Consider the following 15587-nt stretch of genomic DNA (forward strand, 5'->3'; position numbering starts at 1 on the left):
CGTACGTTCGTCGGTCCAGGCCCGCTCCTGCTCAGCGCGCGGATCGACGCGCCTTGACCACGCTGTCGGCGATGTCCAGCAGGGTGATCGCGACGATCACCACGATGCTGATCCGGGCGACCGTGTCGAGACCGCCGTCGCGCAGCCAGGCGAAGCGGGCGACGAACTCCGGGTTGAGCAGCCGGTCGTCGAGCAGCAGCCAGATCGCCGGCACCGCGAACGCCAGGCTCAGCACGGCGTTGCCGACGACCAGGGGCCAGGTCCACCGGCGGGCACGGTACTTGCCGATCTCCAGGGCGATGCTGGCGAGCAGGACGACGATCAGCAGCGGCAGCCAGAACGTCCACAGCGCCGGATCGAGGATCGGCAGGCGCTCGCCGTCGGGCCCGACCACCGACTGGAAGTGCTGCCATGGCAGGAAGGCGATGAACAGGCCGAGGAACACGATCGAGGCGCACACGTCGGTGAGCGTGACGCCCCGTTCGCTGGGCAGCTCGGGTAGCTGGTCGACGCTCCACTCGGGCAGGTTCAGCGGGGTGCCGATGCGTTCCAGCACCGCGAAGACCAGGGTCACCCAGAAGGTGATCTGCACCGCGACGTTGAACGCCGCGACGATGCCCTCGCCGATCGCGCCGGCCGGGTTGTCGGCGACGGTGGCCTGGAGGACGCCGATCAGCACCCCGACGATGGCGGGAATGGTGCTGAGCAGCACGATCAGCAGCCGCTGCCAGGCCAGGTAGTACGCCGGCCCGATGAGCTGCAGACGGCGGTCGGCGTATCGGGCGGCCAGGTGGGCGGGGTTGCCCAGCTCGGTGAGGACGGCGCGTTCGGCCGTCGCGGCGTCGAGCCCTTCGGCGGTCCGGCCGTCGATCATGTCGCCGATGGAGGCGCGCAGTTCGGTGGCGATCTCCTCGCGTCGCCCGGTGGGCACCGAGCGCAGGGTGGCAGCCAGGTAGCGGTCGGTCAGCGAGGTCATTCGGGGGCTCCTTCGATCAGGGTGCGCAGCGAGGTCTGTACGGCGGTGAGGTCGTCGAGCAGGCGTTGCAGCACCTGCTCGCCGGAGTCGCTGGTGCGGTAGAACTTCCGGGGCCGGCTCTCCTCGGTGTTCCACTCGCTGGTCAGCAGCCCCTGCTCCTCCAGCCGTCGCAGCAAGGGGTAGAGGGTGTTCGCGTCGACCGGGAAGCCGTGGCCGGTGAGTCGTTGCAGCAGTGCGTAGCCGTAGTCGGGTCGACGCAGCGCGACCAGGCTGGCCACCACCACGGTGCCCCGACGTAGTTCCTGTAGGTGGGTCCGTAGCACGTCATCGCTGACCATGCGTCACACTATACTGTGTGTCACACACTACTGTCTAGCGCACAACGATGTGGCCCTATGGGGCAACGCGGGACGTCCGGATATCCGGACGCCCCGCGTCGTCTCCCCGTCCGTGGGCTGCCTCAGCAGGTGCCGCCCTGCCGGAAGCCACGTTCCACGAAGGACGCCGGACCGACCTGGAAGGCGCCCACGCCGGACCGGATCGGGTGCCCGGTGAACAGCTCCACCCGCGCGCCCACCCGGACCAGATACGCCGTTGCGGTGCCCGCGTCGTTGCTGATCAGGCCGCCGCGCGGGCCGTAGATCGTCTCCAGGTCGGCGAAGGTCATGCCGACTCCCGCACCGGCGGGGGAGTAGGGCGGGGCGGTGGCGGTGCTCACCTCGACCAGCCGGCCGTGCCGGAAGGCCAGCAGGATCACGCCCGCCCAGGCGCCGGTCGCACCGGCCCGGACCACGCCGTCGCAGGTGGCGACGGACCAGTCGATCATTCCGGCGGCGGTGAGCCGGTCGAGACCGGCACCGATCCGGTACGGCCCGGCGCCCCGCACGCTCAACACACCGGTGTCGGTGGTGACCGGCGGCTGCGCGCCCACCACCACCGAGGGGACCGAACGCGGCAGTGGTGCGGCCTGCGCCGGAGCTGCCCCGGCGAGGCCAAGAACGGTCGCGACTGCGACATAGACGAAACGGTGCACAGAGATCGCCTCCTCGGCATCGAGTTCCTACTCTCTTCGTCTCCCCGCCCACCCCTGCGGTTCGCCCCGTCCCCACCCGCCGGGGTGGTTGCTGCGGGGACGGGGGCGGGGGAGGGTTGCGGGAGAGGGTGGGGTGGGGTGGGGTGGGGTGGGTGGGGGTGCCGGGGCGGATCGGGGCGTACCGGGTGGAGCGCCTGCTCGGGGTGGGCTCGTTCGCGACCGTCTGGCTGGCGTACGACCCGGCGCTGGAAGTCCGGGTGGCGATCAAGGTGCTGGCGGAGAACTGGCACCACGACGTACGCGTCCGGGAACGCTTCCTGGACGAGGCCCGGCTGCTACGCCGGATGGAGGACGACCGGTTGGTCCGGGTACGCCTGGTGGGGGAGTTGGCGGACGGACGGCCCTACACGGTGCTCGACTGGGCCGACGGGGGCAGCCTCCGGGAGCGGCTCGCCGCCGGGCCCCTTCCCGTGGCGACCGCCCTGGACCTGCTCGCCGAGATCGCCGCCGGGGTGGCGGTGCTGCACCGGCACCGAGTGGTGCATCGTGACCTGACACCCGGCAACATCCTGTTCCGCTCGACCGCCGACGGTGAGCGGGTGGTCATCGCCGACCTCGGTCTGGCCAAGGCGCTCGCCGTCGCCTCCGGGCTCACCATGCGCGCCGGCACGCCCGGTTACATGGCACCCGAGCAGGACGACCCGCTCGCGGTCGTCGACGAGCGCGCCGACGTGTACGCCCTCGGCCGACTCGGCCGGCAACTGCTCGCACATCCGGTGCCGCAGCCCGTGGCGGCGGTGCTCCGGCGAGCGACCGCCACCCGACCGGACGACAGGTACCCGGACGCCGAGGCGTTTCGCACGGCCCTGCTGGCGGCGGCGCGGCAAACTCGGGATCCGACCAACCCCAGCACCGGACAGTGGCCGGCTCCCGCGCCCGGTACCCACGGCGCCGACGCCCCGGTAGCTGCCGCACTGACACGGTGGCTGCGTGCGGTCGCGCTGACGGTGATCCTGGTGGCGGCGGCCGGCACAGTCTCGGCGGACTCGGCGACGCCCAGCGGTACGGCGAGAAGTGGTCCGCTGTCCGTCGTGCTGCCGGCCGGCTGGCGGGCGGCCGGCACCGGCTGGGCCGGGCGGTACGACCCGTCCGGCCGCCTCGAACCCGCGATGGTGATCTCGCCGGAGCCGCGCCGGTGGGCCGTCGACCCGCGCGTGCCGGGCGCCTTCCTCGGACTGTCGGAGGCCGCCGCCCGCCGCGGCGATCCGGCCACCTTCGTCGCCGAGCAGCCCCACGCCGACTGCACACCCACCCCGCCCCGACGGGTGCGGCTGGGCGGCCTGGACTGGGTGGTCGCCCGCTTCGACTGCCCGTACGGGCGACCGGTGCTGGTGGAGGCCGCCGCCCGGGCACCCACGGGCCTGCTCTACGCCCAGGTCGTGCCCCCACCCGGTGCCGGCGACGAGTTCGTGGACACCCTGCTCGACGGGGTACGGACACGACGACCGGTCATCGCACCACCACGGTGAGTACGTGGGTGACCGCCTCGCGGGGAATGAACACCTCCACGGTGCCGGTCCGGAGGAACCGGAGATCGACCACGCCGGCCTCGTAGTTGCTGTCCACCAGGTCCTCTCGGTCCACCGTCACCTCACCCGGTCCGATGTCCCGCAGGCGCAGCACCCCGCCGGTGGCGAAGCAGAGCGACGACGGCAACGGCCCGGGGTCGGACAGGGGCAGCTCGTACCGGACCGCGCCGAGGCAGGACTCGGACATGCTCGGGCTGGGTGCCGGGGCGCGGGTGCTCCGCTGCGGGGTGGGCGCCCGGGGCGCCGGTGCCGGCCGCGTGGTCGGCACCGTCCCGACCGTCGGTGGCGTACCGACAGGTGTTCCGCTCGGCCGGATCGACGGTGGGGAGGGCGGCGGCGCGGTGGTGGGCGCGGGTGGGCGTACCGGCAGCGGCGCGACCGGCTCGTCGGCGCAACCGCCGGCACCCGCGACGAGCGCGACGGCCAGGGCCAGCACCGTCGGGCGGAGCCGGCCGGCCAGGTCAGTCGGCACCGGTGAGCCGCTGCCGGACCTGCCGGCGGGCCTCGTGGATGCGGGACTTGACCGTGCCCACGGGTATGTCGAGCAGCTCGGCGATCTCGCGGTAGTCGAGGTCGAGCACGTCCCGCAGGGTCAGCGCCTCGGCCAGGTCCGGTCGGACCGCGTCGAGGGCCTCCAGCAGGTCGAGTCGGGTACCGGCGACCACGCTGGTGCGGCGCGGGTCGGGCCGGTCCGGCAGCGGGGCCCCGGCGGTCTCCATCAGCCACCGTCGGCGCAGCGTCCGGTAGGTCGAGCGGGCCCGGTTGGCGGTCAGCCGGTACAGCCAGGTGTGAAACGACGAGCGGCCCTCGAACCTGTCGATGCCCCGCGCCACCGCGAGCAGCGCGTCCTGGCAGGCCTCCTCCGCGTCCTCCCGGTTGGGCAGCAGCCGACCGCACAGCCGCAGCACCTCCGGACGCACCGCCGCGAGCAGCGTGTCCAGGGCCGCCCGATCGCCACGCGCCGCAGCTGCGGCCAGGTCGTCGATCCCATCCGCGAGGGTCATCGCGCCGTCCCGTGCTCGCCGGTGTTGCGGTGGCGTTCAGGCTACGCCGCCGGGACCGCCGCGTCCGGTCCCGAGTCCACCAGCTGACACGGCACGGGCGTCGGCGCCGGCCGCCGAGGCGGGTCGAGCGGACCGGCGAGCGCCGCGCGCGGCGCGCTGGAGCGACCGGCGACGGCGGGGTTAGGGTTAGCGCCGACCGACTCGATCATCCGAACCGGGGGGCCTCCGCATGGGCGATTCGTTCGCGCATCTGCACGTGCACACGGAGTACTCGATGCTCGACGGGGCGGCCCGGCTCAAGGACCTGTTCGCCGAGGTCAAGCGGCAGGGGATGCCGGCGGTGGCGATGACCGACCACGGCAACATGCACGGCGCGAACGACTTCTACAAGCAGGCGATGGCCGCCGGGGTGACCCCGATCCTGGGCATCGAGGCGTACGTGGCGCCGGAGTCACGGTTCCACAAGTCACGGGTCCGGTGGGGCCGGCCGGAGCAGAAGAGCGACGACGTCTCCGGTAGCGGTGGCTACACCCACAAGACCATCTGGGCGCGCAACAAGACCGGCCTGCACAACCTGTTCGCGCTGACCTCGCGCTCGTACACCGAGGGCTATTTCGTCAAGTGGCCCCGGATGGACGCCGAACTGCTCGCCGAGTACGCCGACGGGCTGATGGCCACCACCGGCTGTCCATCCGGTGAGGTGCAGACCCGGCTGCGGCTCGGCCACGACGCGCAGGCCCTCGAAGCCGCCGCGAAGTACCAGGAGATCTTCGGCCGGGAGAACTACTTCCTGGAGCTGATGGACCATGGCCTGGACATCGAGAAGCGGGTCCGCGACGGGCTGCTGGAAATCGGCCGCAAGCTCAACATCCCGCCGGTGGTCACCAACGACTCGCACTACACCCACGAGGCGCAGTCCGAGGCGCACGACGTGCTGCTGTGCGTACAGACCGGCAGCAACGTCGCCGACCCGAACCGGTTCAAGTTCGGCGGCAGCGGCTACTACATCAAGTCCGCCGACGAGATGCGCGGCGTGGACCACTCCGACGCCTGGCTGGAGGGCTGCCGCAACACGCTGCTGGTGGCGGAGCGGGTCGACCCGACCGGGATGTTCGAGTTCCACAACCTGATGCCGCGCTTCCCGGTCCCCGAGGGCGAGACCGAGGAGTCCTGGTTCCGCAAGGAGACCTTCGCCGGCCTGGCCCGCCGCTACCCGGAGGGCATCCCCGAGGGGCACGTCGTGCAGGCCGAGTACGAGCTGGGTGTCATCATCCAGATGGGCTTCCCGTCGTACTTCCTCGTGGTGGCCGACTTCATCCAGTGGGCCAAGGCGCAGGGCATCGCCGTCGGTCCTGGCCGCGGCTCCGCGGCCGGTTCCCTGGTCGCGTACGCCCTGGGCATCACCGACCTGGACCCGATCCCGCACGGGCTGATCTTCGAGCGGTTCCTCAACCCCGAGCGGGTCTCCATGCCGGATGTCGACATCGACTTCGACGAGCGTCGGCGCGGTGAGGTGATCAAGTACGTCACCGACAAGTGGGGCGAGGACAAGGTCGCCCAGATCGCCACCTTCGGCACGATCAAGGCGAAGGCCGCGATCAAGGACTCGGCTCGGGTGCTCGGCTACCCGTACGCGGTCGGCGACCGGATCACCAAGGCGATGCCGCCGGCGGTGATGGGCAAGGACATCCCGCTCACCGGCATCTTCGACCCGAAGCACCCGCGCTACGCCGAGGCCGGCGAGATCCGTGGCCTGTACGAGTCCGACCCCGACGTCCGCAAGGTGATCGACACCGCCAAGGGCATCGAGGGGCTGATCCGGCAGACCGGGGTGCACGCCGCCGGCGTCATCATGTCCGCCGAGCCGATCATCGAGCACATCCCGCTGATGCGCCGGGACGCCGACGGGGCGATCATCACCCAGTTCGACTACCCGACATGTGAGTCGCTCGGGTTGTTGAAGATGGACTTCCTGGGCCTGCGCAACCTGACCATCATCGACGACGCGCTGAAGAACATCGAGCTCAACCACGGACTCAAGGTCGACCTGCTCAAGCTGCCGTTGGACGACAAGCCGACGTACGAGCTGCTGGCCCGCGGCGACACCCTCGGCGTGTTCCAGCTCGACGGCGGGCCGATGCGCTCGCTGCTGCGGCTGATGAAGCCGGACAACTTCGAGGACATCTCCGCCGTCCTGGCGCTGTACCGGCCCGGCCCGATGGGCGCCAACTCGCACACCAACTACGCGCTGCGCAAGAACGGGCTCCAGGAGATCACCCCGATCCACCCGGAGCTGGCCGAGCCGCTGGAGGAGATCCTCGGCCCGACCCACGGTCTGATCGTCTACCAGGAGCAGGTGCAGCGCGCCGCCCAGGTGCTCGCCGGGTACAGCCTCGGCAAGGCCGACCTGCTGCGCCGGGCGATGGGCAAGAAGAAGAAGGAGGTCCTCGACAAGGAGTTCATCCCGTTCCGGGACGGGATGAGGAGCAACGGCTACTCCGACGAGGCCATCAAGACCCTGTGGGACATCCTCGTCCCGTTCGCCGACTACGCGTTCAACAAGGCGCACACCGCCGGGTACGGGCTGGTGTCGTACTGGACCGGCTACCTGAAGGCCAACTACCCGGCCGAGTACATGGCGGCGCTGCTGACCTCCGTCGGTGACGACAAGGACAAGATGGCCATGTACCTGTCGGAGTGCCGGCGGATGGGCATCCAGGTGCTGCCACCGGACGTGAACACCTCGGCCGGCCCGTTCACCCCGGTCGGCCGGGAGATCCGCTTCGGCCTCGGCGCGATCCGCAACGTCGGCGCGAACGTGGTCGCCGCGATCATGCGGTGCCGCGAGGAGAAGGGCGAGTACGCCGACTTCTACGACTTCCTGTCCAAGGTGGACGCGGTGGTCTGCAACAAGAAGACCATCGAATCCTTGATCAAGGCGGGGGCGTTCGACTCGCTGAAGCACCCCCGCAAGGGCCTGCTCTCCGTGCACGCCGACGCCATCGACGCGTACGCCGACGTCAAGCGCAAGGAGGCCGTCGGGCAGTACGACCTGTTCGGCGCGGGCTTCGGTGACGCCGAGGTGGCGACGAACACCACGGTCATGCCGGTCATCGCCGAGGGGGAGTGGGACAAGCGCGACAAGCTCGCCTTCGAGCGCGAGATGCTCGGCCTGTACGTCTCCGACCACCCCCTGTTCGGGTTGGAACACATCCTCGGTGCGGCGGCCGACACCACCATCGCGGCGCTGTCGGAGGAGGGCACCGTGCCCGACGGCGCGGTGGTCACCCTCGCCGGCATCCTCTCCGGCGTGCAGCGACGGGTCACCAAGCAGGGGCGGGCGTGGGCCTCGGCCACCCTGGAGGACCTGGCCGGCGGTGTGGAGACGCTGTTCTTCCCGAACACCTACGAGGTGATCGGCCAGTACATCGCCGAGGACGCGATCGTGGTGGTCAAGGGCCGGGTCGACCGGCGCGACGACACCCCGCGCATCATGGCGATGGACATGTCCCTGCCGGACGTCAGCACCAGCACCACGAACAAGCCGGTCACCCTCACCATCCCGGTGACCCGCTGCACCCCACCGCTCGTGGAACGGCTCAAGGAGACCCTGGTGCTGCACCCCGGCGACGCCGAGGTGCACGTCAAACTCCTCAACGGCACCCGCACCACCACCCTGCGCCTGAGCCCGGTCCGAGTAGCCGCCACCACCGCCCTCATGGCCGACCTGAAAAGCGTCCTAGGCCCCGCCAACGTCACCTGAGCCCCACACCCCTCCCGGTCACCCCCGGTTGGGGGTGGGGGCCACGGGGGTGGGATTGGCGCTTAGGGGTGGGGGGCGGGGCGGTTAGCGTCGGGGTGTGGATCTGGAGCAGGCACAGAAGCTGTGGCAACCGCAGCCGGGCTGGCTGAACACCGCCAGCTACGGGTTGCCGCCCGACCCGGCCTGGGACGCGTTGCAGGACGCGCTGGCCGGCTGGCGGGTGGGGCGGGGAGCGTGGGAGGACTGGGGCGCCGCCACCGACCGGTGCCGGACGGCGTTCGCCTCCCTGGTCAGCGTGCCGGTGGGCGACGTCGCGGTCGGTGCCACCGTCTCCCAGCTGCTGGCGCCGGTCGCCGCCGCGCTGCCCACCGGTGCCCGGGTGCTGGTGCCCGAGGTCGAGTTCACCTCCAACCTGTTCCCCTGGCTGGTCCAGGCCGAGCGGGGCGTCGAGGTACGCACCGTCGCGCTGGCCGAGCTGGCCGCCTCGATCGACCCGGGCACCGACCTGGTGGCGTTCAGCCTGGTGCAGTCCGCCGACGGCACCGTCGCCGCGTACGACGAGATCGTCGCGGCGGCCCGGGCGCACGGCGCGCTCGTCGCGGTGGACGCCACCCAGGCCTGCGGCTGGCTGCCGTTCGACGCGGCCCGTGCCGACGTCGTGGTGGCCGGCGGGTACAAGTGGCTGATGGCTCCCCGGGGCACCGCCTTCGCCTACCTGGCTCCCGGGCTGCGGGACCGGCTGCGACCCGACGCCGCCGGCTGGTACGCGGGCCGCGATCCGCACGCCTCCTACTACGGGCCGCCGCTGCGGCTGGCCGACGACGCCCGCCGGTTCGACCTCTCACCGGCCTGGTTCAGCTGGGTCGGTGCGGTACCCGCCCTGGAGTTGCTGCTGGAGATCGGTGTCGAGCAGGTGCGGGCGTACGACGTGGCGCTGGCCAACCGTTTCCTCGCCGGTCTGGGGCAGCCACCCGGGCACAGCGCGATCGTCACCGTCGAGGTGCCCGACGCGCAGGAGAAGCTGGAGCGCGCCGGGGTACGCGCGGCGGTGCGGGCCGGTCGCGTCCGGGCCTCGTTCCATCTCTACTCCACCACCGAGGACGTCGACCTGGCCCTCGACGCACTCACCTCCTGACCGCGCCGGCCACGCCGCACCGGACGGCTCGCCGGTGTGCGGCCGGCGCCCGCCGCCCGCCCTCACCCGACCGGTGAGGGCGGGCGGCACTGTCCGCAGGGCGGTCTCCCGCGATCCCCACGATGTCCGCGACGTCCCCTGACCGCCGCCTCACTTGCCGGTGATGATGCCCGGGTTGATACACAGTCCCGGCGAGCTGCCGTGCTTGTCCGCGATCTCCAGGCAGCGGGTCACCTTGTCCACCGTCGCGTTGGTCTCGGTGACCTGCTTCTGGATCTCGGCGTTGAGGCGGTCCTGTTCGAGGTTGCGGGTCTGCGCGAGCTTGTCCTGGAACGCCTTGATGTTGCCCTCGGTCTTGTCGTCGTGGTTGACCCGGGTGATGGTGACCGACAGGATCTCGACGTCGTCGGCCAGCCGCCCCTCGGCGTTGGACTTGATGCTCGCCGAGAAGGGCTTGAGGTCGACGTTCAGGTTGCCGGTCTTCGAGTCGATGCGCTCCAGCGGGTTGTAGGTGGCGAAGGCGTCGTTGACCGCGCTGTCGAGTTGGACGCCGACCCGCTGCCCCCGGAAACTCTCGAAGTCACCCTTGTAGTCCATGAACTGCTGCGGTGCGTTCTCGGGCTGGACCTGCCACTCGACCAGCACCTCGACGCACGCGTCCGCGAGGGTGCCGGTACGTACCCGCACGCACTTGTCGTTGCCGATGTGGTCGTACTTCTGCCGCCCGGCGTCCCACTCGCCGACCCGCTGCCACGGGGTGACCCATTTCAGGCCGGAGCCAGTGACCTCACCGGTCGGCTTGCCGAAGCTGGTGACGATGCCGACCGAGCGGATCGGCACCGAGTGGGCGCTCGACGCGACGGTGAGGATCGCCGTGCCGGCCAGGGCGCCGACCGCCGTCAGGACGCCGATCTGCCGCACCTGGCGTTGCGAGCTGAACAGGGCGACGGCGATGGCGACGATCGCGACGACGGCGGCGACGATGGCCAGGATGAAGCCGAAGGGCATGGCGGGACCTTTCCGGTGACGGCGCTTGCTGAGTTGATCATCAACGTAGCCGTCCGGGTCAAGGTCGTCGCGGGCGCATCCGTGGCGGGGCCACCGAACGAATCCCCCGGTGGAGACCTGTCCACTGGGAGGAAGTCTGGTGTCTGGGGTACCGATGCCGGCCGAGGTCGTGCAGATCGCGCGCAAGCGCCTGACCGCCGCCGCCGAGGAGTTCGACGGCAACCGGACCGCCGCGCTGGTCGTCGAGCTGGCCGAGGAGTGGGGAGTGGAGCGGCTGTGGGACGACGTCTGCGTGCCGGTGCTCACCGCGCGGAACGGGTGTACCCCCGCCGGGATCGCCGTCGAGCACGCCCTGTCCGAGGGCGTCCGGGTCGGTCTGGACGTGTTCCGCCGCGATCCGGCAGCCGGCCCGCCCGCCGACGGCGTGCTGCTGGCCGGGGTGGAGCAGGAGGAACACTGTCTCGGGCTGCACGCGCTCGCCGCCGGGTTGCGGGAGCGTGGCCGGGGCAGCCTGCTGGTCGGGCCGGCGCTGCCGTGGACGGCGCTGGCCAGCGCCGTTGACCGGGCCCGACCGCACACCGTAGCCGTCTGGTCCCAGTCGCCGGTGACCGGCCGGTCGTACCGCATCGGCCGCTTCGCCCGGGACTTCCCGGCGGTCCGGGTGTACGCCGCCGGGCTGGGCTGGGTCGACCCGCCCACCCCGCCGGTGACGCGGCTCGACTCGCTCTCCGCCGCCCTCCGGGTGCTGTAGGCGGGCAGGTGCGCGTCCGGTCGTCAGCCGCCTCGTGACATGGGTCATACCGATACGGATCCGTGCCGTATCGTAAATGCCCTACGCTGAACGTCGACGCGGACGGGACCGACTCGAAAATCGGGGGGCGCAGATGCAGCCGAGCGAGAACACCGGACATCCGAGGAGGTGGGCGATCCTCGGGGTGCTGGTGATCAGCCTGCTCGTGGTCGTCCTCGACAACACCATCCTCAACGTCGCGCTACGCACCCTCGCCGACCCGGTGCACGGGCTCGGGGCGAGCCAGGGCGAGCTGGAGTGGTCGATCAACTCCTACACCCTGGTCTTCGCCGGGCTGCTGTTCACCTTCGGCGTGTTGGGGGACCGGGCCGGCCGCCGCAGGATGCTGCTGATCGGGCTCGCGCTCTTCGGCCTGGCGTCACTGCTGTCGGCGTACGCGCAGACTCCCGGCCAGTTGATCGCGGCCCGGGCCCTGATGGGGGTCGGCGGCGCAGCGATCATGCCGGCGACGTTGTCGATCATCTCCAACGTCTTCGACCCCCGGGAGCGAGGACGCGCCATCGGCATCTGGGCCGGCGCGGTCGGCCTGGCGGTGGCCATCGGGCCGGTCCTCGGCGGACTGTTGCTGGAACACTACTGGTGGGGCTCGGTCTTCCTGATCAACGTGCCGGTGGTGGCGCTCGGCGTCATCCTGGTCGCGTCGCTGGTGCCCGAGTCACGCGACCCCGAACCGGGCCGCGTCGACGCGTTCGGTGTGCTGCTCTCCGTGGTCGGTCTGGTCGCCCTCACCTACGGCATCATCGACGGCGGCGAGCACGGCTTCGGTCGACCCCTGGTCTGGGCCTCGATCCTCGGCGGCGTCGCGGTGCTGGCCTGGTTCGTCCGGTACGAGCGACGCAGCAGCCATCCGGCGCTCGACGTCCGACTGTTCCGGGTACCTCGGTTCGCCGCCCCGGTGGCGATGATCGGGCTGGTCTTCTTCGCCGCGATGGGTGTGCTGTTCTTCAGCTCGTTCTACCTGCAACTGGTGCGCGGCTACAGCCCGCTCGAGACCGGCCTGCTCTTCCTGCCCTTCGCGGTCGCCCAACTCGTCTTCGCCCCGCGCAGCGCCACCATGGTCCGCAGGTACGGCGGCCGGGCGGTGGCGGTGGTGGGGCTGGTGCTGACCTCGGTGGCGTTGGGCGCGTTCGCCTTCGTCGACGTCGCCACGCCCATCTGGCTGGTGCTGCTCGCCTTCTTCCTGCAGGGCGTCGGGATGGCCAACATCATGCCGCCGGCGACCGAGTCGATCATGTCGGCCCTGCCCCGGGAGAAGGCCGGCGTGGGCTCCGCGATCAGCAACACCATCCGGCAGGTGGCCGCCGCGCTCGGCGTCGCGGTGATCGGCTCGGTGCTGGCCGCCGGCTACCGCACCGGGATCGAACCGGCCCTGGTGGATCTGCCGCCGGCAGCCGACGCAGCGGCCGGTGAGTCCATCGCCGGCGCGTACGCCGCAGCCGGTCAGCTCGGTCCCGCGGGTCCGCGACTGGTCGCGGCGGCCAACGACTCCTTCGTCTCGGCCATGCATCTGTCGGCCACGCTGGCCGCGCTGGTCGTCGCGGCCGGCATCCTGGTGGCCCTGCGCTTCCTGCCCGGCCGGGCCAGCACCGGCGGGCCGGCGACGATCGGCGGACCCGGGTTGGCCGCCGCCGCGTCCGGGCAGGGACAATGAGGGGATGACCAGCACGGCGGACGCCGCACGACCACCCGGGCGGCCACGCAGCGTCCGAGCGGACGAGGCGATCATCGAGGCCACCCTGGATCTGCTCGCCGAGGGCAGCACCATCGAGATGATCTCGGTCGAGGCGATCGCCGCGCGGGCCGGGGTGGGCAAGGCGACCATCTACCGCCGCTGGCCGGGTAAGGACGCGCTGCTGCTCGACGCGTTGCGTCGCCTCAAGGGCGATCCGCCGCAGCCGTCCGGAGGGTCTGTCCGCGAAGACCTGATCACGCTGGTGACCGCGATCGGCCACAACGTCGACCCGCGCGCGGCGCAGATCATGCCCTGTCTGGTGCCGGAGATGAAACGCAGCCCCGAGCAGTACGCGTTCTACCAGAGCATCGTGGAGCCCCGCCGGGCCGCGATGCGGGAGGTGCTGCGCCGTGGCGTCCGCGAGGGTGAGCTGCGCGCCGACATCGACATCGAGGTGACGATGGCGATGCTCACCGGGCCGATGCTCATCCAGCGGGTGTTGAACTGGAACCCGGATCTCGACGAGGCGAACCTGCCGGAGCGGGTCGTGGACGCCGTCCTGGCTGGTATCCGCACTCGCTGAGCCGCACGTCGTGGCCGCTGCCGGCCACGGCGCCCACCGCTGCTGGCCACGGCGCCCACCGCAGTCGCCGGCGAGGTGTCCCGCGGTCCTCAGCCGGCCGGCGTACGCAGCCGGTGCAGGCGCAACGCCAGCTGCACCTCCAGGGCCCGATCCGGTCGCTGCCAGTCGGCACCGAGCAACTGCCCGACCCGCTCCAGGCGCTGGGTCACCGTGTTGACGTGCACGTGCAACTGCTCGGCGGCCCGGGCCAGGCTGCCGCCCACCCCGAAGTACGCCTCCAGGGTCCGCACCAACGCGGTGCCCCGGCGGGCGTCGTATTCGAGCACCGGCCCGATGGTCGTGCCGAGGAACCGGCTCACGTCGGCGTCGCCGTCGTCGTCGACGGCACCCAGCAGCAGCCCGACGAAACCCAGCTCGACGCTGCTCGCCCCCTGCCCGGCCCGGCCCAGCGCGCCGAGCGCGGTCAGGCACCGGTCCGCCTCCCGGAAGGCGGCGGCCAGCGACGCCGGGCCCGTCGACGGGCCGCTGGCTCCCGCGGTCACCGGTCGCCCGGTGATCCGGGACAGGTCCCGGGCCACCGCCCGGGCGCTGCCACCGGCGTCCTGACCAGGCAGCATCAGCGCCACCCGGCCGTCGCGCGCCGCGGCCAGGCCACCCCGGGTCGAGGCGTACGTGGTGGCCCAGGAGAGCACCCGCTGCCGGGCGGAACCGGTCGCCGCGATGGCGTCGTCGCCGACGACCACCAGCACGTGCGGTGCGTCCAGGTCCACGCCCAGCCGACGGGCCCGGCTGCGCAGCGCGTCGGTGTCCCGCAGCGGCCGGGCGATCAGATCGTCGAGCAGCTCGCCCCGGACCCGTCCCTCCGCCTCGGCGACGGTACGCCGGAACAGCAGCAGCAGCGCGGTCACCAGCGCCGCCCGCTCCAGGATCCGCTGGTCGGCGTCGGCCGGCTCGTCGTCGGGACGCAGCACCAGTACGCCCAGGTTCTCCGCGCCGGCCACCACGGCCGCGTACCACAACGCACCCCGGCGTACGCTGCGCCCCTCGGTCCGCGACGCCGCGACCGCCGCCAGGATCTCCGCCCGGTCCGGCTCGTCGATCTCACCGACCTGGGCCAGCCGCCGTCCCTCGGCATCCAGCGCCAGCAGCGCGCCACCGAGCACGTCGGTGACGGCTGAGGCCACGTCCTCCACCCCGCCGCCGCGCAGCACCAGCGCGGTCATCCGGTCGTGCGCCGCCGCGGCCCGCTCCACCGAACTGCTGTGCGCCCGGATCGTGGTGTTCGCCGACGACAGCTCCGCCAACGCCGAGCGGGTCTCGGCCAGCAGCCGCGCGGTGTCGATCGCCACCGCGGCGTGGGCCGCCAGGGAGAGCAGCAGCGCCACCTCCTCGCGGGCGAACGGCCGGGCCGAACGGTTGGCCGCGTAGAGCACGCCGATGCTCGTCGAGCCGAGTCGCAGCGGCACCCCGAGAATGGCGACCAGCCCTTCCTCGCCCACCCCGGCGTCGATCTCGCGGGTGTGGTGGAACCGCTCGTCCTGCGGATAGTTCGCGGTCACGTAGGGGGCGCCGGACTGGGCCACCAGGCCGCCGAGCCCGGCGCCCATGGGCAGCCGGAGCCGTTGGAACCGGGCGGAGACCGATCCGTCGGTCACCCGCATGTAGGTGTCGCCGCGCTCGGCGTCGTCGAGCGTCATGTAGGCGACGTCCGCGCCGAGCAGGTGCCGGGCCCGGTGCACGATCGCCCGCAGCACCTCGTCCAGGTCGCGCAGCCCGGCCAGGTCGCTGACCGTGTCGTACAGGCCGGACAGCTCGCTCTCCCGACGGCGGCGACGTTCCAGTAGCGCCCGCACGCGCAGCGCCACCGTCTTGGCCTGTTCCAACTCGGCGAGGCGTTCGGCGGGCAGCCCGGCCGAGCGGGCGGCGACCAGCGGTCCCTCGAACTCGACCGCGGCGGCCTCCCGGGCGAGCAGTTCCAGGAACTCCACCGGCGAGGACATGACCGACATTCTG

13 protein-coding genes are annotated in these 15587 nt (G+C 71.8%); 6 read left to right on the forward strand and 7 right to left on the reverse strand.

The annotated features are described in order from the left end of the window. Positions 1 to 31: 31 nt before the first annotated feature. The 3 genes from O7597_RS22190 to O7597_RS22200 form a co-directional block, all read right to left on the reverse strand. Positions 32 to 976: a permease prefix domain 1-containing protein gene (locus O7597_RS22190; protein ID WP_281580584.1), complete on the reverse strand. Its 945-nt coding sequence runs from the start codon at positions 974 to 976 to the stop codon at positions 32 to 34. Next, the gene (locus O7597_RS22195; RefSeq protein WP_269738833.1) at positions 973 to 1314 is read right to left on the reverse strand and encodes a PadR family transcriptional regulator; all 342 of its coding nucleotides are present in this window, start codon (positions 1312 to 1314) and stop codon (positions 973 to 975) included. The genes O7597_RS22190 and O7597_RS22195 overlap by 4 nt, the downstream gene beginning before the upstream one ends. A gap of 122 nt (positions 1315 to 1436) precedes the next feature. Then, the gene (locus O7597_RS22200) at positions 1437 to 2009 is read right to left on the reverse strand and encodes a hypothetical protein (RefSeq protein ID WP_281580585.1); all 573 of its coding nucleotides are present in this window, start codon (positions 2007 to 2009) and stop codon (positions 1437 to 1439) included. A 158-nt stretch (positions 2010 to 2167) separates the two neighbouring features. Here O7597_RS22200 and O7597_RS22205 point away from each other — a divergent pair, with 158 nt between their 5' ends. Then, positions 2168 to 3538 (forward strand): serine/threonine-protein kinase, encoded by a 1371-nt coding sequence (locus tag O7597_RS22205; protein WP_281580586.1) that lies wholly within the window; start codon positions 2168 to 2170, stop codon positions 3536 to 3538. Here the strand turns inward: O7597_RS22205 and O7597_RS22210 are convergent. Further along, entirely contained in the window at positions 3519 to 4070 is a 552-nt protein-coding gene (locus O7597_RS22210) for a hypothetical protein (protein WP_269738830.1), read from the reverse strand. The two genes, O7597_RS22205 and O7597_RS22210, sit on opposite strands and share 20 nt — an antisense overlap. Then, complete coding sequence (locus O7597_RS22215; RefSeq protein ID WP_269738829.1) at positions 4060 to 4602, reverse strand: RNA polymerase sigma factor; 543 nt, start codon at positions 4600 to 4602, stop codon at positions 4060 to 4062. The genes O7597_RS22210 and O7597_RS22215 overlap by 11 nt, the downstream gene beginning before the upstream one ends. A gap of 229 nt (positions 4603 to 4831) precedes the next feature. Here O7597_RS22215 and dnaE point away from each other — a divergent pair, with 229 nt between their 5' ends. Next, a complete protein-coding gene (dnaE, locus tag O7597_RS22220; RefSeq protein ID WP_269738828.1) occupies positions 4832 to 8365 on the forward strand; it encodes a DNA polymerase III subunit alpha in 3534 nt (1177 codons plus the stop codon). Between the two features lie 97 nt (positions 8366 to 8462). Continuing rightward, on the forward strand, positions 8463 to 9500 hold the full coding sequence (locus O7597_RS22225; protein WP_281580587.1) for an aminotransferase class V-fold PLP-dependent enzyme: 1038 nt from the start codon (positions 8463 to 8465) through the stop codon (positions 9498 to 9500). A 150-nt stretch (positions 9501 to 9650) separates the two neighbouring features. On the opposite strand, the gene O7597_RS22230 is transcribed toward O7597_RS22225, so the two are convergent. Further along, positions 9651 to 10508 (reverse strand): SPFH domain-containing protein, encoded by an 858-nt coding sequence (locus O7597_RS22230; RefSeq protein ID WP_281580588.1) that lies wholly within the window; start codon positions 10506 to 10508, stop codon positions 9651 to 9653. A 139-nt stretch (positions 10509 to 10647) separates the two neighbouring features. Here O7597_RS22230 and O7597_RS22235 point away from each other — a divergent pair, with 139 nt between their 5' ends. The 3 genes from O7597_RS22235 (at position 10648) to O7597_RS22245 (ending at position 13574) form a co-directional block, all read left to right on the forward strand. Next, positions 10648 to 11259 (forward strand): transcriptional regulator, encoded by a 612-nt coding sequence (locus tag O7597_RS22235; protein ID WP_281580589.1) that lies wholly within the window; start codon positions 10648 to 10650, stop codon positions 11257 to 11259. Between the two features lie 133 nt (positions 11260 to 11392). After that, positions 11393 to 12970: an MFS transporter gene (locus O7597_RS22240; RefSeq protein WP_281580590.1), complete on the forward strand. Its 1578-nt coding sequence runs from the start codon at positions 11393 to 11395 to the stop codon at positions 12968 to 12970. Positions 12971 to 12974: 4 nt separating this feature from the next. Then, positions 12975 to 13574 (forward strand): TetR/AcrR family transcriptional regulator, encoded by a 600-nt coding sequence (locus O7597_RS22245; RefSeq protein ID WP_281580591.1) that lies wholly within the window; start codon positions 12975 to 12977, stop codon positions 13572 to 13574. An 89-nt stretch (positions 13575 to 13663) separates the two neighbouring features. On the opposite strand, the gene O7597_RS22250 is transcribed toward O7597_RS22245, so the two are convergent. Next, entirely contained in the window at positions 13664 to 15583 is a 1920-nt protein-coding gene (locus O7597_RS22250; protein WP_281580592.1) for a helix-turn-helix domain-containing protein, read from the reverse strand. Between the last annotated feature and the right edge of the window lie 4 nt (positions 15584 to 15587).

The sequence above is a fragment of the Verrucosispora sp. WMMC514 genome (assembly GCF_027497295.1).
GTDB classification, from domain to species: Bacteria; Actinomycetota; Actinomycetes; order Mycobacteriales; family Micromonosporaceae; genus Micromonospora; species Micromonospora palythoicola.

What these genes read in the sequence shown, in the direction of transcription:
- O7597_RS22245 (WP_281580591.1), top strand. Translation starts at nt 12,975, where the DNA reads ATGACCAGCACGGCGGACGCCGCACGACCACCCGGGCGGCCACGCAGC.
- O7597_RS22215 (WP_269738829.1), bottom strand. Translation starts at nt 4,602, where the DNA reads ATGACCCTCGCGGATGGGATCGACGACCTGGCCGCAGCTGCGGCGCGT.
- O7597_RS22250 (WP_281580592.1), bottom strand. Translation starts at nt 15,583, where the DNA reads ATGTCGGTCATGTCCTCGCCGGTGGAGTTCCTGGAACTGCTCGCCCGG.
- O7597_RS22190 (WP_281580584.1), bottom strand. Translation starts at nt 976, where the DNA reads ATGACCTCGCTGACCGACCGCTACCTGGCTGCCACCCTGCGCTCGGTG.
- dnaE (WP_269738828.1), top strand. Translation starts at nt 4,832, where the DNA reads ATGGGCGATTCGTTCGCGCATCTGCACGTGCACACGGAGTACTCGATG.
- O7597_RS22230 (WP_281580588.1), bottom strand. Translation starts at nt 10,508, where the DNA reads ATGCCCTTCGGCTTCATCCTGGCCATCGTCGCCGCCGTCGTCGCGATC.
- O7597_RS22240 (WP_281580590.1), top strand. Translation starts at nt 11,393, where the DNA reads ATGCAGCCGAGCGAGAACACCGGACATCCGAGGAGGTGGGCGATCCTC.
- O7597_RS22195 (WP_269738833.1), bottom strand. Translation starts at nt 1,314, where the DNA reads ATGGTCAGCGATGACGTGCTACGGACCCACCTACAGGAACTACGTCGG.